General features: G+C 66.6%; 15 protein-coding genes. 3 read left to right on the top strand and 12 right to left on the bottom strand.

The annotated features are described in order from the left end of the window. The first annotated feature begins 195 nt into the window (after window positions 1-195). Entirely contained in the window at window positions 196-477 is a 282-nt protein-coding gene (locus E7T10_RS15225) for a SemiSWEET family sugar transporter (RefSeq protein WP_039248702.1), read from the top strand. Between the two features lie 197 nt (window positions 478-674). On the opposite strand, the gene E7T10_RS15220 is transcribed toward E7T10_RS15225, so the two are convergent. Then, the gene (locus E7T10_RS15220; protein ID WP_246846057.1) at window positions 675-2,099 is read right to left on the bottom strand and encodes a DNA polymerase Y family protein; all 1,425 of its coding nucleotides are present in this window, start codon (window positions 2,097-2,099) and stop codon (window positions 675-677) included. A 7-nt stretch (window positions 2,100-2,106) separates the two neighbouring features. Next, entirely contained in the window at window positions 2,107-2,862 is a 756-nt protein-coding gene (locus tag E7T10_RS15215) for an ImuA family protein (RefSeq protein ID WP_137722448.1), read from the bottom strand. A 253-nt stretch (window positions 2,863-3,115) separates the two neighbouring features. Between E7T10_RS15215 and E7T10_RS15210 the strand changes: the two genes are divergently transcribed. Next, window positions 3,116-3,340 (top strand): hypothetical protein, encoded by a 225-nt coding sequence (locus tag E7T10_RS15210; RefSeq protein ID WP_246846056.1) that lies wholly within the window; start codon window positions 3,116-3,118, stop codon window positions 3,338-3,340. Window positions 3,341-3,393: 53 nt separating this feature from the next. Next, the gene (locus E7T10_RS15205) at window positions 3,394-3,777 is read left to right on the top strand and encodes a DUF1810 family protein (protein WP_246846055.1); all 384 of its coding nucleotides are present in this window, start codon (window positions 3,394-3,396) and stop codon (window positions 3,775-3,777) included. A gap of 25 nt (window positions 3,778-3,802) precedes the next feature. Here the strand turns inward: E7T10_RS15205 and E7T10_RS15200 are convergent, their stop codons facing one another. The 10 genes from E7T10_RS15200 to kdpC all read right to left on the bottom strand — a co-directional run bounded on the left by E7T10_RS15200 (window position 3,803) and on the right by kdpC (window position 17,728). Beyond that, window positions 3,803-4,510 carry an SOS response-associated peptidase gene (locus tag E7T10_RS15200; RefSeq protein WP_137722445.1) on the bottom strand — a complete coding sequence of 236 codons (708 nt, stop codon included), beginning with the start codon at window positions 4,508-4,510 and terminating at the stop codon, window positions 3,803-3,805. Next, complete coding sequence (locus E7T10_RS15195; RefSeq protein WP_137722444.1) at window positions 4,510-4,956, bottom strand: hypothetical protein; 447 nt, start codon at window positions 4,954-4,956, stop codon at window positions 4,510-4,512. Before E7T10_RS15195 ends, E7T10_RS15200 begins: the two co-directional genes overlap by 1 nt. Window position 4,957: 1 nt before the next feature. Next, window positions 4,958-5,194 (bottom strand): hypothetical protein, encoded by a 237-nt coding sequence (locus tag E7T10_RS15190; RefSeq protein ID WP_039247177.1) that lies wholly within the window; start codon window positions 5,192-5,194, stop codon window positions 4,958-4,960. Between the two features lie 407 nt (window positions 5,195-5,601). Next, the gene (locus tag E7T10_RS15185) at window positions 5,602-9,858 is read right to left on the bottom strand and encodes a YadA-like family protein (protein ID WP_137722443.1); all 4,257 of its coding nucleotides are present in this window, start codon (window positions 9,856-9,858) and stop codon (window positions 5,602-5,604) included. Window positions 9,859-9,983: 125 nt separating this feature from the next. Further along, window positions 9,984-11,732: a PAS domain-containing protein gene (locus E7T10_RS15180; RefSeq protein ID WP_168189965.1), complete on the bottom strand. Its 1,749-nt coding sequence runs from the start codon at window positions 11,730-11,732 to the stop codon at window positions 9,984-9,986. A 494-nt stretch (window positions 11,733-12,226) separates the two neighbouring features. Next, window positions 12,227-12,757 (bottom strand): 2'-5' RNA ligase family protein, encoded by a 531-nt coding sequence (locus E7T10_RS15175; protein WP_137722441.1) that lies wholly within the window; start codon window positions 12,755-12,757, stop codon window positions 12,227-12,229. Window positions 12,758-12,759: 2 nt separating this feature from the next. After that, entirely contained in the window at window positions 12,760-13,701 is a 942-nt protein-coding gene (locus E7T10_RS15170) for a histone deacetylase (protein WP_137722440.1), read from the bottom strand. 74 nt (window positions 13,702-13,775) lie between these two features. After that, window positions 13,776-14,465 (bottom strand): response regulator, encoded by a 690-nt coding sequence (locus E7T10_RS15165; RefSeq protein ID WP_039246385.1) that lies wholly within the window; start codon window positions 14,463-14,465, stop codon window positions 13,776-13,778. Further along, entirely contained in the window at window positions 14,465-17,149 is a 2,685-nt protein-coding gene (locus tag E7T10_RS15160) for a sensor histidine kinase KdpD (RefSeq protein ID WP_137722439.1), read from the bottom strand. Before E7T10_RS15160 ends, E7T10_RS15165 begins: the two co-directional genes overlap by 1 nt. Then, on the bottom strand, window positions 17,150-17,728 hold the full coding sequence (kdpC, locus tag E7T10_RS15155) for a K(+)-transporting ATPase subunit C (protein WP_137722438.1): 579 nt from the start codon (window positions 17,726-17,728) through the stop codon (window positions 17,150-17,152). Window positions 17,729-17,730 lie beyond the last annotated feature (2 nt).

The raw sequence follows: 17,730 nt of genomic DNA, 5'->3' as shown, positions 1-17,730 counted from the left end.
AGACGGGTCAACGGTTCAGCAACCCGGTCCTTCTTTTTTGCGAGAGCTGAGGCGTCGTCGTTGAGAGGACAGGCCGGCGCCGCGACGGGGGCAGAAATCGGGATTGGAAACGTCCTATCCCCGCGCGGCTTCGCCACTGTAGAGGTGCGTTTTCGCACACAGGAACGGTGACCCAAGGGGCGCCGTTGCCCCTCCATGAGCGACCTGACAGCCAACATTGTGGGTACAGCGGCGGCGGTCTGCTCGATCACGAGCTTTGCGCCCCAAGCCCTCAAGATCTGGAAAGAGCGCGACGCGTCTTCGGTCAGCCTCAAGACCTATTCGCTCACCGTCACCTGTTTCATCCTCTGGGTGGTCTATGGCGTCATGACCCGAGCCTGGCCGGTGGCTGTGTCGAACAGTTTTGCCCTGGTCATGGCGGCCTGCGTCCTGATCATGAAGTGGCGGTTTCGCGATGGCGATCCTGACGGGCATTAGGTTGCATCTACCGGCTACCGCGTATCCCTCGCCTTGCCCGTGCCTGTCAGACGTGGCCCGGTACAACCGGTATTGCTGGGGAGGGCCATGCAGACATGCTAGTTGTCCGATCAACAAGCGGCAGCCAAGGCCGACGGTCAGCAATTCCGAGACAGCGCGGACCACTCGAGATTGACATTGACCCCGGTCGAAAGGTGTCAGCCGAAGAGCCCGTGGAGCCACCAGCTGAGATCGCCGGTCTGAGACTGTTCGCCATCGCCGCGTCGAAAGACCCAGAAGCGCGCGCCAGCTTCGTCCTCCAGCTGAAAATAGTCGCGCACCGCATCGCGTTCGCCGTCACGCCGCCACCATTCGCCGAAGATCCGCTCAGGACCATCAGCGCGCCTGACGCGATGACGAACGCCGCGCCAGCTGAAGGCGACCGGCGGCTGATCGGGCAGGAGCGCGACAGCCTCGATGGCTTCAGGACGGGCGAGCAAACGCGAAGGGCGCGGCCAGCGACGCGTCCAGGTTTCCGGCACCGGCGGCGCGGTCGGCGGCAGTTTGCGGATCGAGCGTTCGGGCACGTCGCTCTGCGCCGGGGCCATCCGATACAGGTTCTGCGGGCCCAGGCGATTGGCCAGCAGATCGACGAGATCGCCGATGTCCGGCGTCGCCGGGCCGCTTAGATCGCCAGCGGCGGGCGAGCAGTCCAGCGTCAGGACGACCGGCGCCGCCAGGACCATGGCCTCCACGCCGAGGCCAGGATCGATGCTTTCGATCTTGTCGCAGAGCAGGCGTGTGAGCCGCGCGACATCGCGGACGGGGCGCGCTAGGCCGACGCGGATGGCCTCGGTCCGGTTGTCGATCCGTTCAAACCGCAGGTCGAGTCGCGACGCGCCAAGCCCTTGAGCTTCGAGCGCCTCGCTCAGGGCTTCGACCAGTTTCAGCGTGTAGCGTGCCAGGGTCTCGGGCGCGCCGATCGGCTCGGCGAAGACCCGCCGGACCTGGATCAGTTCCGGAGCGTCGATCGGGGTGATCGGCTCCTGGGCGCGACCGTAGGCCTGATCCAGTCGACGGATCAGTTCCGGCCCGAAGCGCAGGGCCAGAGGCGCGCGAGGCTTGGCCTCCAGTTCGCCTATGGTGTCGATCCCCAGACGTCCCAGGCCATCGACCATGTCAGAGGGCAGGCGCAAGGCGCGCAAAGGCAGGCGACGGATGGCAGGCCCTCCGCGCGCGACGACGATCGTTGGTTCGGCGAGGTTGCGGGCCAAAGCATGGGCGGCGCCCCAGGTGTCGGCGAGGGCGGCGTGGGCGCCCAGGCCGACAGCGGCGGTCTGGGCGATCAGATCCTCGAGCAGGCCCTCATCGCCGCCGTAGCGGTGACCGGCCCCGGTGACATCGAGCACCAGGCCGTCCGGCGGGTCGGCGGCGACGATCGGCGCATAGCGGCGCAGCGCCCAGAGGGCGAGCTCGTCCAGAGCGGCCGCATCCCCTGCGGGGTCGAAGGGATGAACGACGAGATCTGCGACCAAAGCCCGGGCCTGGGTCGCGGCCATGCCGGGATGCAGACGATAGGCGCGGGCGGCGGGGTCGGCGGCCAGCACCACGCGTTTGCGGCCTTGGCGCCCGATCAGGACCATCGGCGTATCAGGCGACGGCGCGTCGGGTCCAAGCCGGCGTCGCAGCCGATCGGTCGGCCAGGTGGGGAGGTAGAGCGAGACGACCCGTCTCATCGCAGGCTTCCAGTTCGAAATCCGCGCAGGCTCCGGCGCGGCAGCGGATCAGTTCGACAAACCAGCGCGGGCGGCCGACGCCGGGCACGGGCAGGGGGGCGGAGGGCAGGGCGGTGACCCGCCAGCGGGTGGCGGCGGCGGTCGGCTGGCCGAAGTCCGCCGCCTCGGCCTGACGACGCCATCGTCGCACGGCCAGACCAAGAGAGCCGGTGTCCTCGGCGACCAACTGCAGCCGCCGGGACGCCGTCATGGACAGGCGGGCCACTTCGCCGACGACCGCGCCGAACCCGCCGTGACGCAGGCCGTCCTCGAAGGCGGCCAGCAATCCGGCCTCGTCACCGGCCTCCACATAAATGACCCGGTTCGAGGACAGTCCCGCCTGCTCCAGCGCCGGCGCGAACAGGTCCGGGCGTGTTACGCACCAGAGCACCGGTCCCTGGGTGCGCGCTGCGACACCGGCCGCAAACAATGCGGCGACCGCGCCGTCGATGGCCCCGTCGCCGCCGCCGGCCACCTCATGTAGCGCCCCGAGCGCCAGGCCGCCGGCGGGCAGCCGCCCATCAAGCGCAGCCAGGCCGAACGGCAGCACGCCGCTTGGCGAACGTCGCCCCGCCTCGATGCGGGCGATCTCCGCGCGGAGCGCCTGGAAGGATGGGGAGGCGGCGGACATGATCTCCTGAAACCGATCGCGGTCTGAATGTTCCGCATTTGTTCTTATTCGAGCGAGCGAGAGTCAAGCCGGATCGCAACGGCGTTGTGGATCGCCCTGTGGGCGGCGCCATCCCGGCCCGCTGCGCGTTAGCCCGACGATGATGCAGCCCTTCCGATACCCCACGACTCCGGACGGCCGTTATTTCGTGGTGCGAGGCCGGCTGTGGCGGTGCTCCAATCCAGCCTTGTCGGTTGAGAAAAGGGACGAACGGGTGCGTGATCTGATGTCGGCGCGCCGGGCGGTGCGGACGGCCCTGGCGGCTGAGGATACGGACGCCCTGGCCGCAGCGCGGCGAAACGTTGACAAGGCCAAGGTCGGATTGGGAGAGCGGGGCCCGGTGTGGTGGACCGACGGCTCGCCGGATCTCAATCGACACATGGCGCGAAACACCCCCTATGCGGACTGGTTCGCCGGTCTGGGCGAGACAGGCGAATGACCACAGCACTCGACCGTTTCGTCCTAGCTCAAGACCCCGTGTTCGAAACGGCGATGGCCGAGCTCGCGGCGGGTCGCAAGACAAGCCACTGGATGTGGTTCGTCTTCCCCCAGGCGCGGTCGTTGGGACTGTCTTCGACGGCTGCCTTGTATGGGATCGGATCGCTCGCGGAGGCGCAAGCCTATCTGCTGCATCCCGTTCTAGGGGCGCGTCTCATCCGCGCTGCCCAGAGCGCGACCACAGCGCCGGCGGTTTCGGTGCATCAGCTGTTCGGATCGCCCGATGACCTCAAATTCCGCTCGTCGATGACCCTGTTTGCCGCCGTGGCGCCCGATCCGAGTGTGTTCGATGCGGCGCTCGCACGTTGGGGCCTTTCGCCTGATCCGTTGACCGCAGAACTTGTGTCGATCGCCAGGGCGGGACCGGATCGTCTTTAATCAAATATCGGCCGCTTTACGTGGCCTAGGCGTCGATAACTGACAAAGCGCCGTCGGGCAGCGGGCGCTGCAGCGCCTTGGCCGTCTCCCACGGCGCCGTCATCCAGGCCTCGATCTCGTCGGACTGCGTCAGGATCACCGGCATGGCCTTGGGGTGAACCGCGCCGACCTCGGCGTTAGGTTCGGTCGTCAGAAAGGCGAAGACGTCGATCGTCTCCATGCCGGTCTTGATCTTGCGGACGCTCGTGTGGGCCTGGAGGTGGATGCCGGCGAAGAAGGCGAGCGGCTCGGGTTCGTCTCCCGCGAGCTTGAACCAGACGGGCCGGTATTTTCCGGCCGCGTCCCGGCCCGGTTCGCTGAAGGCGGTGAAAGGCACCAGGCATCGAGATGCCGGCGACAGATATGGGCGCCAATGGCCGGAGCTGGTGTTGCGGACGTTGGTCGTGCCGCTGTCGGGTTCGAACTCGAGGATCTTCTGGAAGTCGACTTCGCCGCCTTTTGCGCGCAACTTGTCGGCGCGCTTTGTGGCATTGTCGAAGATCATCTTCTGGGATGACGGCATGCCCCAGCGCGCCGAAGCCAGAATGCGCTCTGCGCCCTCCCAGCGCACGATCGGCGCGGGATAGTCGGGATAGAGGTCGCTTGGCGCGAGGTTGCCGACAGTCGACCGCATGGCGTTCGCCGCATCCAATATGGCTTGGGGGCCGGAGCGTTGGCGGTACAGGTTGCACATCAGGCTCTGGCCTTTTTCAGAGCCGCAGCCAGGGATTTGCGCTCCGCCTCATAGGTCGTCTCCGCCTCCTGACGCGCCTGATTCAGCGTGGCCTGTTGTTCTTCGAAATCAGCCCTTACCGCCTGATGGCGTTGATCCAGATCGGCTAGCGCCGCCTGCAGCTTTTCGATTTTGGCGGCCTTCGCCTTGGATGGTCCCCGAGGTTTCGCGGGTTTCGCCTTGCCGATCTTGCCGACATCGATCGCAAGCCCGCGCTCGATGACCTCGCCAGGAGAGGCTAGGGCGGCCTCGTAATCCGGTCCGCCGGAAAGCTGGCTCGCCAGGCCGGTTGCGAACAGATCTTGCTTTGAGCCCCAGGCTTCCAAAGCCTTGGGTCGCGAGCTTGTGGCGACGGTGAAGGCATGGAAGCCGTCGGACCAGGTGAAGACCTTCAGCTTGGCCGCCATGTCAGTCGATCAGTCCGCGACGCTGCATGTCCATGATGATGGGATCGGTCAGCGAAGCGATGACCTCCATGTCGAAGGCGTCCTCCGCTTCCATCTCATCGGCAAATGAGCGTGGCGGGTTTTGGCGCAGGGTCGAAAGCCGCCAGGACGACTGGACCACCTGCTGCCGGGCCAGATGCTCGATGCGTTGCAGGCGAACGCCGGCGCGCGATCTGATGAGGGTCTTGCGTGTCGCCATCAGTCGGTCCTCCCGGCCGAACCCTGACACGCAGGCCGACGAATGTGGAGTCGCCATCATAGCAGGCGGCCTCAGAAGCGCCGGTTGCGACTGACCAGAGACGGCGGCTTTCGATAAGCGGCAGGGGTTCAGAACGTCCGACGCTCGTCTGCGATACCCAAGACCGCAGTCGGCGCAAGCGAGGGATGACGTGCGCAGATGGCGCGTCTTTGCCTGAGCATCGTGTGATAACAGTCAGCCAGATCCAACAGTTGCAGACCCGTCAGTCTGTCGCCCGCAGCAATGAAACGCGGCTTCATCTCCTCAAAATCGTCATCGCTCATTGTGGCAGAAGGGGAGGTCTGCATATCGGGCTTGATCCATCTTGGGCCTGAAGGCAGCGGGAGGTTTAGCTCCCCCACTCCGGTTTAGAACCTCCAGCCGATGCCGGCGTTCGCGCCGACATGGTTCTGGGTGTCGAAGGTCGCGCCGGCCCGGAAGACCATGGAGCCGTCGCCCAGGGCGCGGGAGTAGCCCATCGCCATGGCCGATTGGCCTTCGTAGGTGCCGTAGCCGACCGCGAACATCGACTTGCCGCGCTCGGCGATCTGCGGCATCCCGGCCGCCGCCAAAGCCCCCGCCGTGCCGGCGAAAGCCAGCTTTCGCACCTCCTGGACGTTGTAGTTGACCGCCGCCAGCCGCATGTCGGTGTAGGTGTTCGACTGCTGGATCGCTTCGTTCATGCTCTCCCGAAGCTGCAGCATATTGACGGCGTCGGTGTCGGCGACCCCGGCGGCGACATTGCTGACGGTGACCGCCGGCCCGTTGCTGCGACCCAGGACGACGCGGGTCTGACCCTGGTCGGCGTACTGGAGCGAGTTCTGACCCAGGGCCAGGGCGTTGTCGGCCGTAGCCTGGGCCGTTGCGACGGCCTGGTTGGTCTGGAAGAGCTGCGATCCGTTGACGGCTTGCGTGGAGGTGGCCGTCACCGCGCCGGCCGCGACATTGTTCAGCGTCACCGGCGCCGAGACGTCGCCGCCCTGGAAGGTGATGCTGTTCGTGCGTGCACCATTCGCGTCCGTGTCGTACTGGACCGCATTGGTCGCCGCGAAGGCCAGCTCGTAGATCTGGCCGCCGTTGACGGCGTCGGTCGAGCCGGCGGCGATCCGGCCGTTGGCGACATTGTGCAGACCCACCGCGCCGCCGCTGGCGCCGACCAGGGTAAGGTCGTCGGAGCGCACGCCGCCGTTCGGGGTCTCGGGGTCGTCGCTGTCGCTATATTGAACGGGGCCCAGGCTGCCGTTGGCGATGTTGTTCGTCAGATTGGTGATCGCCGTGGTGTTGAGCGCGACCTGAGTGTTGGTCGCGTGCAGCTGCGATCCGTTGACGGCGTCTGTCGAGGTCGCATTGACCTGTCCTGCGGCGACATTGGTGATGGTCGTACCGTTGGCGCCGGCCAGAGTCAGGGTGTCGCGGGTGGTCGTGTCGTAAGAAACGGCGGTCCCGGCCAGGGCGTCCACTCTGTCGGAGACGCCTTGCAACTGGGCGACATTGACGGCGTCCGTCGCGGCCGTGCCCGCAGCGATGTTGGTCAGCTGCCGTTCGGCGCCAGCCGAGCCGAATGAGACCGAACCGACCGACGATTGAAGGCCCGTGACGCCCAGCGCCGCATAGTCGGTCTGGGCGGCGCGATCGGCGACACTGCCTGCGCCAAGGGCAATGCTGTTGTCGGCGTTGGCCTGGGCTTCTGGGCCGACGGCGACGCCGTCCTGACCTTGAGCGGTCGCCGGCGCCAGGTTCGAATTGACGGCCAGATAGACGCTCGACCCGCCCCCGACCGGAGCCGCCGACAGGGCGTTCAGGAAGGCCTGGATGCTGGCGTATTGGACGCCTTGGTAGATGATGGCGACGTCCAGGGTGTTGGTCAGCGGGTTGAAAATCGAGCCGCCGCCGAAGCTGGTTGCGAGGCTCTGGCCGAGCGCAAAGGCCTGGCCGCCGTTGACGGCGTCGGCGGACCCCGAGGCGATCAGACCGGCGGCGACATTATGCAGACCGACCGGATCGGTCAGGGCGCCGACAAGGGTCACGTCATTGGTCGCCACGCCGCCGTTGGGAACCGTGGGGTTTGCGGCGTTCGAATACTGAACCACGCCGATCGCGCCATTGTTCAGGTTGTTGGTGATGGTGGTGATGGCCGTCGTGTTGGTGATGATGTCAGCGGTGTTGTCTGCGACCTGAGCGTTGGTCGCGAACAGCTGGGCGCCGTTGACGGCGTCGGTCGAGCCCGCGCTCAAGTTCCCGGCCGCGACATTGCTGATCGTGGTGCCCGCAGCGCCCGCCAGCGTCAGGGTGTCGAAGCTGGGATCGTCGTAGACGACCGCCAGCGCCGAGACGGCGGCGATGTCGGCGATCGCCGTCGTGTTGATGCCCACCTGGGTATTGGTGGCGAACAGCTGTGCGCCGTTGACGGCCTCGCTCGACGTCGCCGAAAGCGCGCCGGCGGCGACGTTGCCGATGACGGTGCCGTCCACGCCGGCCAGGGTGACGCGGCCTGCCAGAAGATCGTCGTACATGACGGCGGTGTCGGACAGTTCGCCAAGGTTCGTCGTCAGATTGGTGATGGCATTGGTGTTGATCCTGACCTGGGCATTTGTGGCGAACAGCTGGGCGCCATTGACGGCTTCTGTGGACGTGGACGACAGGGTGCCGGCGGCGACATTGCCGATGACGGTGCCATCGACGCCGGCCAGGGTCACGCGACCGGCCAGCAGATCATCATACATCACGGCCGTGTCGGACAGGGCGCCGAGGTCGGTCGTAAGATTGGTGATCGCCGTGGTGTTGATGCCGACCTGAGTGTTGGTGGCGAAAAGCTGAGATCCGTTGACGGCCTCGGTCGACGTCGCCGACAGGGCGCCGGCGGCGACATTGCCGATCACGGTGCCGTCTACGCCAGCCAGGGTCACGCGACCGGCCAGCAAATCGTCATACATGACCGCCGTGTCGGACAGGACGCCGAGGTCCGTCGTGAGGTTGGTGATGGCTGTGGTGTTCAAGCCGACCTGGGTGTTTGTGGCGAACAGCTGGTCGCCGTTGACGGCCTGGGTGGAGCCGGCGCTGAGGTCGCCCGCCGCCACATTGGCGATGACCGTGCCGCCGATGCCGGCCAGCGTCAGGCTGGACGCCGTGGGGTCGTCATAGGCGACGGCGATGTCGGCCAGGGCCTGCAGGTCATCGGAGACGCCCAACAGCTGGCCGACATTGACCGCGTCGGTGAGAGCCGAGCCGGCCGCGACGTTCGTCAGCTGACGCTCGCCGCCCGCAACCCCGATCGAGACCTCGCCCGCCGACGTCTGAACCGCATCCAAGCCGAGGGCGGCATAGCCGATCAGGGCTCCCCGGTCGGCCGTGCTGGATGCGCCCAGGGCGACGCTGTTGTCGGCGCTGGCTGAGGCGGCGGGGCCGACGGCGGTCGAGTTCAGTCCGCCGGCCAAGGCGCCGCCGAGGCTAGAGTTTACCGACAGGAAGGGCGTCCCGCCGCCGGGTGTCGTGAAGATAGCGTCCAGCGCCTCCTGGACGCTGCCGTAGATGACACCGTCATAGGTGAGGCCGATGTCGATCGTGCTGGTGGCGGGGTTGAAAACGGTGCTGCCGCCGATCTCGGCCGCCAGGCTCGAGCCCAAGCCGAACAGCTGGCCGCCGGTGACGGCGTCGGCGGAGCCGAGGGCCAGAAGGCCCGGCGAAAGATTGGTGATGCGCGTGCCTCCTGTCCCGCCCAAGGTCAGGGTGGCGGCCGTGGCGTCGTCATAGGTGACGGCCAGGTCTGCCAGGGCCTGAAGGCTCGTGGAGACGCCCTGAAGCTGACCGACATTGACCGCGTCGGTCAAAGCCGAACCGGCCGCGATGTTGGTCAGTTGGCGCTCCGCTCCGACCGCGCCGAAGGACACCTCGCCAACGGAGGTCTGCGGCGTCGAAAGCCCCAGGGCGGCATAGTTCGCCAAGGCGCCGCGCAGGGCGGCGCTGTTGGCGCCGAGGGCCAGGCTGTTGGCGACCGCCACGGACGCGTCCGCGCCCAGAGCGATGGAGCCCGAGGCCCCGCCCAGAATCTCCGCTTCGCGGCCGAGCGCAATCGCATCGACCGCCGTGGCGGCCGTCAGGGCGCCGTTGCCAAAGGCGATGGAGTTCAGTTCGCCGGCGATGGCCACGGCGCCGCCGGATCCCAAGCCGGTGATGCGATTGCCACCGATCGAAATCCCCTGCTCGTCCGCCAGGGTGAAGGCGTCGGCCTGATTGATGCAGGCGTCCGGCGCATTGACGACATTGCCGTTCACATCGAGGACGCCCAAGCGAATATCCTGACCGCTGGCCGCGTTGTTCAGAAGGGTGGTCGCGTTCAGATTGAGACGCGGCGCGAGGACCGAGAGCAGACCGTTGATCGACGTCTCCAGAGGGGTGGCGATCCCGGTGATCACCGGGCGCATGATCTCCGTCACCGCTGAGCGCGGCAGGGCCACGCCTGTGCACACATCGACGATGCTCGTCTGCGCCCTAGCGGGGCCGGCCACGGTGAAAAGACCCAAGGGGGCGATCACGCCCAGGGCGTAGACGGCGGCGACCAGCAGGCGCGTGGCCAAAGTGGCGCTGCTGATAGACGGCCGTCGGTCGGTCGTCGGGCGGGTGTGCATCGTGATCCTCCCAGCGGCGGGAGCTCATCGACGGCTCCCGAACAGAGAGGCTAATGCGGGCTTCGACACAATCGTGACGTGTTTGCGATTCCCTGGCGCTTGCGCGAGGGACATACTTTGCGTGCTTAGTATCGGCGCTGGAGTCGGACCGGAGCGGGGGTGAAAAGGTCAGCCGCCTGGCTGACCGACTTCAAACCGAGCTTATCAAGCGCCTTGCCGCGATGGTAATCCACGGTCCTGGGGCTGATCCCCAACGCCCGTCCGATCGTCTTGGACGTACCGCCTTCAACCGCCAGTTCCAGGATCTCTTGTTCACGGCGGGACAACCGTGCCAAGGCCTGCTTGGTAGGTCTACTAGGTAGGGATAAGTCATTGTCTATTGTAGTCAATTTGCAGTGCGCTAAAATGGCGCAAACATTGGTGTCATCGCTATCTGCATAGGACAGCAGGTCTGCGACCCCAGCGTTGTGAAGGGCGATAATTTCGCGCGGCGTGGCCAGCGGATCCCCCAGTATGACCAGCGGCGTATCTGGCAGTTCGCGACCAACCACCTCGGTCACTCGCAGAATGTCCACGACGGTCGAGTCGGAACAATAGACGACGGTTTGGACGCCGGTGCGTGTCCTGAGCGTCTGATCCAGCGCGCCGGCTACATCCACGCGAATCTCCTCTCGCTCGAGCGCGCGACGCACCTGACAACCCCGACGAGCAGGATCGATGAACAGAACCGCCCTGCCAGCTTGGGTGCGGATCCGGGACTCGCCGACGAACCGACTGATGGTTCCGTCCGCCTCGATCAACGGGAAGGCCGTGTCCTCGACCGACAGCAGGCTCCCGCTCTTGTCACGCACACGATAGGCAGCCTCCGTGGACCTGCCTGTCATAAGCGTCTCGAGTGCGGCCCGGAACGCGGGGCGATCCTCCTCCAGGACCGCAGCGAGTTGATCGCTCCAAGCCATGACGGAGGGGCGATCACTGGACCAGGCGGCCTGGGTGTCGATGTTGAGGAAGCGACGAGTCCAATCGGAGACATCGACGGTCCAGAGCAAGCGGCGTTCGGGCGCGATTGTCTCAGCATCCAGCGCTTCCACAGCCGCCGAGTGCCATCCGGACAACTCCCCGCCCGCGTCGAACTGGGGAAGCGTCTGTACAGTGAACCAGCGGTAAGCGCCGTCCGCGCTGCGAAGTCGATGCCGGCTTTCGAAGGGTCTGGCCAAGGTGAGAGCGCGACCCCAGTCGGCGATGATACGGTCTCTCTCAGCGGGGTGCAGCCAGTCCATCCATCCGTCTGTCCGCGCTTGGCGCAGATCAGCACCTAGATACGTCCGACACCGCTCATTCATCCATCGGATTACACCGCGGCTATCCAAACGCCACAGCAACAGGGGAGCAAGCCTCGCCAAAGAATCGAGAGTGGACTCCGCGGTCAGCAGACGCGCTCTTAGACTTCTTTCTTCGGTGACGTCGCGAAGAACACAAAGCACAGCGTGAACCTTGCCGTTTCGAGCAATAGGGGTGACAGCGGCAGTCACCCACACCTCTCGAGCACCCTCGGGTCGGTCGATATGAATCTTGATATCGTCCGCCGTTCCTGCATCCCCGCCCCAAGCTTTGGCTACAGTTGCTGCAAGTTGCGTCGATAACGAGGGCGCCATTTCAGAGAATACCCCGCCCTGCACCGCCGACAGGGGCAGCAAAGCGCGACATGCGTCGTTGAAATAGATGGACGCCCCGGCGCGGACGACAATGAGGGTTGGAAACGCTTGGCGCAGCATCGACTCGACGGCGTGGATCATCCAGTCGCGATCGAAGTCTTCTGAGACACCTGTCGTCTCCTTCGATTTCGCAAGCCCTTCGGCCATGGCGTTGATCATGAGCCACTCCTCCAGATCTGGAAGCATGTCATCAGTTCACAACTTGGGGTATATTATTTTCCTTCAAGATTCGACGTTGAAATCCGTGTTCCCAAAAAAAGTCCGCTGCTGACGCTGAGCCGCCCCCCGATGTCCAGGTCCGTCCCTACCACTGACGTCGGCGCGGAACGCTACCGCTTCGCGATCAAGTTACTCAAAGGGGATCAGAGGATTGTTTCCATGCTGGCTGGGCCGAACCGAGGTTTGCACCTGTCTGAGCTGACGTGAGGCTCTGATAGCGTAGTCGCATACGTGCAGGGTGGTGACGAAGGCCGATGTCCAAATGACGGTTTTTCGGCGCAGCATGAATGTCTGACAACGGCGCGATGACGGAAAACTGAGTGAATGAAAGTCTTAGGTTGGCTCTGAATTGAATTAAGTACTTTAGAAAGTGCCGATTCAGCTAGTTACGATGCTTGGTCTTAAATTGTATGAACACGCACTGTCGGTGCATTTTAGTCGTCAAATGTCGGTTTGCCCTTGAACGGGATCTTGTCGACCACTTCCCACGGGCCGCCCAGGTAGCGCCAGACGAGCAGGCCGTCAGCGAGAATGTCGAACGGCTCGAACTCTAGCTGAAGCTGCTCAAGCAGCTGTTTGGCGTCTGCGGGCTCAACCTTGTTCTGGACCGTGATGTGCGGTCGGAACGGGGCCTGATCCTGGCGGGTCAGCCAGGGCGAAAAGGCATCCGCGAGTTGTCCACGCAGTCGGTCCAGATCGGCGGACGCCAGGCGGTAGGCCACGCCGCGCCCCAGGGACCACGGGCCGCGCACATCGAGACGGATGGGCGCCTGTCGCCGACACGCAGACTTCAGCGTCTCCAACACGAAGTCTTCCTGCGCGCCGGGGAGGGCGTGGAACAGGGTCAGATGGGCCGGGACGACGTTGCGGTGGCGGGGAAAGTGCGCCTGGCGCAAGCCGTCGAACCAGTCGAAGGCGCCGTCGTCCAGGGCTGCGGTGATGATGAGCGGCGCCGGGTCTGCCACGATCAAGCCTCCCGCCGGGCCAGACTGCGCCGCCAGGCCTGGGCGGCCGCGCGGTGGAGTGTCGCATGGCGGCGCGCCAGACGATCAATGTCGTGGTCGTATCCACCGCCGATGACGCCGACGACCGGCGCGACCGCCAGACAGGTTTCCAGCACATAGGCGTCGCGCTCAGCCAAGCCCGCGTCGCTCAGCGACAGCCGCCCAAGCCGGTCGCTTTCGTGCGGATCGACGCCGGCGATGTAGAAGACGAGATCCGGCGCAACGCGTCGAAGCAGGTCGGGCAGAACGGCTTTGAGCCTAGCGACATAGGCTGCGTCGCCGGTTCCGTCGGGCAGGTCGATATCCAGATCACTGGGCCCCCTGCGCACCGGAAAGTTCTTTTCGCCATGCATGGAGAAGGTGAAGACGCGGGGCTCGTGCTCGAAGATGAAGGCGGTTCCATCGCCCTGATGGACGTCCAGATCGACGACCAGGACCTGTCCGACTTCGCCATTATCGATCAGGGCTCGCGCGGCGACGCCGATGTCGTTGAAGACGCAGAAGCCGGCGCCGCCCATGGGGCCGGCATGATGGCTGCCGCCGGCCGTGTTGCAGGCGAGGCCATGGCGTAGGGCGAGACGGGCCGCCGTCAGCGTGCCGCCGACGGCGGTCTGCGTGCGTTTGACAACGCTTTGGGTGATGGGCAGGCCGATGACCCGCTCGACCTTCGGCGGAACGCGGGCGTCCAGGACCTGGCGCACATAGTCGGGGTCATGCACGGCGGCGAGTAGTGAATAGTCCGCAGGTTCGGGCTCCCACAGCCCCTCCGGTCCGATCAGCCCTTCCTCTCTCAGCACCTCCACCAGGCGCGCATACTTCTGCATCGGAAAGCGATGACCCGATGGCAGTTCGGCGCTGTAGGCCGGGTGAAAGACGATCGGGGGGAGGGGGCCTGGATTATACATGGGTTTCGCAGACAACGCGCCGGCCATTATGAGGCTGCATCTCAAAAGACAGCCGAACCCTCTCGTCGAAGGGCTCAGTCCGCCAGCCGATAGCCTACGCCCGGTTCGGTCACGAGAAGAACGGGCTGAGCCGGGTCGGCCTCGAGCTTGTGACGGAGTTGGCCGACGACGACGCGGAGATACTGCACGTCGTCGGCGTGGCCGGCGCCCCAGATGGTCTTGAGCAGGTCGGCGTGACCCAGGACCTTGCCGGCGTTGCGGGCGAGGTAGGCCAGGACGTCGTATTCCTTGGGGCGCAGCTTCACCCGCTCGCCGGCGCGGGTGACGATGCGGCGGTCCAGGTCGATGACGACATCGCCGGCCGTGACCACTCCGCCCGCGACCGGCGTCAGCGCGCCCTGACGCAGACCGGCGCGGATGCGGGCCAGCAGTTCGCCGACGCCGAACGGCTTTTCCACGTAGTCGTTGGCGCCGAGGTCCAGGGCCGTGATCTTTTCGGCCTCGCGGTCGCGAGCGGACAGAACGATGATCGGCCCCTGATAGAAGTCGCGCGCCCGCGTCAGGACGTCCTTGCCGTCCATGTCGGGCAGGCCGAGGTCCAGAACTACGGCGTCCGGACTCCACAGGGCGATGGCGCGCAGGCCCTCCTGACCGCTGTCGGCGCGGCGCGGTTCATAGCCGGCGGCGTCCAGGGCGGGGGCCAGAAAGCGGTGGATCTGCGGCTCGTCGTCGATGACCAGAACCTGGGGGCGAACGGCGGACATCACAGCAGATCCGGGTGGGTGGCGATGGACTTGGGCAGGCTGATCAGGATGCGGGTGCCGCGTTTGCCGTCGGCGTCGTCCTGGATCGGGCTGGCGGCGGCGATACGGCCGCGCATGGCCTCGACGAAGCCCTTGGCGATGGCGAGACCAAGACCTGCCCCCTTGGCGCGGTCGGTGGATTCTTCCATGCGGCGGAACTTGTCGAACACCCGTTCCAGCTCGGCGGTCGGGATGCCGCGTCCCTCGTCCTCGATGGAGATGACGACCGCGCTGCGATCCTCATAGGCCGCCAGTTCGATGGTCGTGCCGTCGGGGCTGTAGGCGATGGCGTTTTCCAGGATGTTGACCACGGCCTGTTCCAGCAGGCCCGGATCGGCCTCGACCATGCTGAGCTGAGCCGGAAAATCGCGCGTGACCTTGCGTTGGCCCAGGCGGCGCGACACCCGGTCGGCGGCGGTGTTCAGGATGTCGCGCACATCGGTCCAGTCGGTGCGCACGTTCAGGCCGCCACCCTCCAGCCGGGTCATGTCCAACAAGTCGCCGACATAGCGCGACAGGCGTTCGGCTTCTTCGCGGATGCTAAGCAGCAGGTCGTCGCGGACCTCGGGTTTGAGGGTCGCGCCATAGTCGATCAGGGTCGTCGCCGAGCCCAGGACGGTGGACAGGGGCGTGCGCAGGTCGTGACTGACCGAGTTCATCAAGGCGGCGCGAAAACGGTCGGCGCGGCGCAGGGTCTCGGTCTCTAGCGCCTGACCGGCCAGATCGGCGCGCTCCAGCGCCACGGCGCCCTGGTCCAGCAGAGCCATGGCCAGACGTTCCTCGTCCGAGCCCGCCGCCACGGCCGAGGCGTCGACGCCCGCCACGCCGGCCCGGCCGCGCACGCCCTGCAGCGGCTGAAACCGCCAGTGGGTCTGCGGCAGGGTGCCGGTGCCGTGTCCCGTCACCTCGCCGTGGGTCCAGGCCCAGCGGGCGGCGGCCATGGCGTCGGAGGCCAGGGTCACGCCTTCGGGACTGGCCGCGGCCAGGACGATGTCCTCGCCGTCGGGCAGCAGGACGACGGCGCCCGCGCCGGCGGCGGCCGAGGCCTGTTCGGCCAGGCTGCGGGCCGTGGTCGCGCGATCCTGGCCGGCCGACAGGGTCTGGCTGGCGGCCAACAGGGCCGAGACGGCGGCGGCGCGGCGCTGGGCGGCTCTGGCCTGTTCGCGCACTCGCCCCGCCAGGGCGCCGGTGCCCAGGGCCACACCCCAGAACAGGAGCAGCGTCAAAAAGTCGGTCGGCGAACCGATCAGGAAGCTGTAGCGCGGCTGCAGGAACAGGAAGTTGTAAGTCAAAAAGGCCAGGGTCGCCGCCGCCAGCGCAGGCCGCAGACCGTTCAGCACCCCGGCCGCCACCACCGCCGCCAGATAGATGACGCCCAAATCGACCCGCTCGAACCGGGTATCGAGCAACAGGGCCGCCCCCGTCGCCGCCAGGACGAACCCCGCCCCGGCCGGATAACCGCGCCAGTCCAGCGCCGCCCGGACGCCCGACTTGGACGCGGGTTCGGGGGCAGCCAGATCGCCCTCGGTCACGACGTGGACGGCGACGCCCTGCGCCTTGCGTAGCAGTTCGGTCGCCAGCGCCCGGCCGGTCCATTCGGCGAAGCGCCCGCCGCGCGTCTTGCCGATGACGATCTGGGTGACATTGTTGCGGTGGGCGTGGTCCAGAACGGCGCGCACGACGTCATCGCCGCTGATCGTCACGGGCCGTCCGCCCAGCTGCTCGGCCAGCTTGAAGGCCTCGGACAACCGTCCCGCCGACCGCGCGTCGGCGCGCGATCCGCTGGGCCGCTCGACATGGGCGACCGACCAGGGGGCGTCCATCATCATGTCCGACATCCGCCGACCGGTCCGAACCAGGGAGGCGGTCATGGCGTCGCCGCCAACCAGAACCAGGATCCGCTCGTTCGCCGCCCACGGCCCCGACACGCCTCGCTCGCGCAGGTGGGTCAGAAGCTGGTCGTCCACCGTCTGGGCCGCGCGCCGCAGGGCCAGTTCGCGCAACGCCGTCAGATTCTCTATCTTGAAGAAGTTCTCGGAGGCCACCCGCGCCGTTTCGGGCACATAGACCTTGCCCTCGGCTAGACGCGCCCGCAGGTCTTCGGGCGTGATGTCGATGACCTCGATGTCGTCGGCGCCGGTCAGGGCGCTATCGGGCACCGCCTCGCGCTGGCGCACGCCGGTGATGCGCAGGATGACGTCGGACAGGCTTTCCAGATGCTGGATGTTCAGCGTGGTCCAGACGTCGATGCCGGCGTCGCGCAGCTCCTCCACATCCTGCCAGCGCTTGGGATGGCGCGAGCCGGGCGCATTGGAATGGGCGTATTCGTCGACCAGCAGCAGTTCGGGCCGTCGCGCCAAGGCGCCGTCGAGGTCGAACTCCATCAGGGCGCGGTCGCGGTGTTCGATGGGCGCCCGCGGCATGACGTCCAGCCCGCGCAGCAGGCTCATCGTCTCCTTGCGGCCGTGGGTCTCGACCACGCCGACGACGACGTCCAGCCCCTCGGCCTTTCGACGGCGTGCGGCGCGCAGCATTTCATAGGTCTTGCCCACGCCGGGCGACATGCCCAGAAACACCTTCAGCCGCCCGCGCTTGCGGCGCGGAACGGCTGAAGTCGCGGGCGTTTCGGGCGCCGTTTGGGGCAATCAGCCCCCCGCCCCGAATCGGGCGTCCAGCGCGCGATTGGTCAGCAGGACATTGACGTGCGGCTGGCCGATGAAGCCCAGGAAGGCCCCCTCGATGTGCGCGTCGATGATGCTCTGGACCTGTTGCACGGGAACGCCTCTGGCGCGGGCGATCCGCGCGGCCTGAAGCCGAGCGTAGGCCGGGGACACGTCCGGGTCGAGGCCCGAACCCGAGGTCGTCACCGCATCGGCCGGGATGACGCCTGGGCCGTCCTCTGCGCGGATCGTCTGGGCGCTTTCGGCGACGCGCGCGATCAGGTCCGGGTTCAGCGGCCCCATGTTGGAGCCGGACGAGGCGGCGGCGTCATAGCCGTCGCCCGCCGCCGACGGGCGCGGATGCAGATAGGTGGCGCCGACGAAGGGCTGGCCGATCAGGGACGAGCCGACGACCCGCCCGCTGGCGTCGCGCACCAGGCTGCCGTTGGCCTGGTCCGGGAAGGCGACCTGAGCGATCCCGGTGACGGCCAGCGGATAGGCCAGGCCCAGCAGCAGGGTGAACAGGGCCGTCATGACGAGGGCCGGGCGAAGTTGGTTGACCATGG

Source organism: Brevundimonas sp. SGAir0440, from assembly GCF_005484585.1.
Lineage (GTDB): Bacteria > Pseudomonadota > Alphaproteobacteria > Caulobacterales > Caulobacteraceae > Brevundimonas.
The sequence above is the reverse complement of the archived record's forward strand: the minus strand, read 5'-3'. Positions and strand labels throughout refer to the sequence as shown.

Coding starts and splice junctions, on each gene's coding strand:
- E7T10_RS15225 (WP_039248702.1), top strand. CDS start 196: ATGAGCGACCTGACAGCCAACATTGTGGGTACAGCGGCGGCGGTCTGC.
- E7T10_RS15220 (WP_246846057.1), bottom strand. CDS start 2,099: ATGGTCCTGATCGGGCGCCAAGGCCGCAAACGCGTGGTGCTGGCCGCC.
- E7T10_RS15215 (WP_137722448.1), bottom strand. CDS start 2,862: ATGTCCGCCGCCTCCCCATCCTTCCAGGCGCTCCGCGCGGAGATCGCC.
- E7T10_RS15205 (WP_246846055.1), top strand. CDS start 3,394: ATGGCCGAGCTCGCGGCGGGTCGCAAGACAAGCCACTGGATGTGGTTC.
- E7T10_RS15200 (WP_137722445.1), bottom strand. CDS start 4,510: ATGTGCAACCTGTACCGCCAACGCTCCGGCCCCCAAGCCATATTGGAT.
- E7T10_RS15195 (WP_137722444.1), bottom strand. CDS start 4,956: ATGGCGGCCAAGCTGAAGGTCTTCACCTGGTCCGACGGCTTCCATGCC.
- E7T10_RS15190 (WP_039247177.1), bottom strand. CDS start 5,194: ATGGCGACACGCAAGACCCTCATCAGATCGCGCGCCGGCGTTCGCCTG.
- E7T10_RS15185 (WP_137722443.1), bottom strand. CDS start 9,858: ATGCACACCCGCCCGACGACCGACCGACGGCCGTCTATCAGCAGCGCC.
- E7T10_RS15180 (WP_168189965.1), bottom strand. CDS start 11,732: ATGATCAACGCCATGGCCGAAGGGCTTGCGAAATCGAAGGAGACGACA.
- E7T10_RS15170 (WP_137722440.1), bottom strand. CDS start 13,701: ATGTATAATCCAGGCCCCCTCCCCCCGATCGTCTTTCACCCGGCCTAC.
- E7T10_RS15165 (WP_039246385.1), bottom strand. CDS start 14,465: ATGTCCGCCGTTCGCCCCCAGGTTCTGGTCATCGACGACGAGCCGCAG.
- kdpC (WP_137722438.1), bottom strand. CDS start 17,728: ATGGTCAACCAACTTCGCCCGGCCCTCGTCATGACGGCCCTGTTCACC.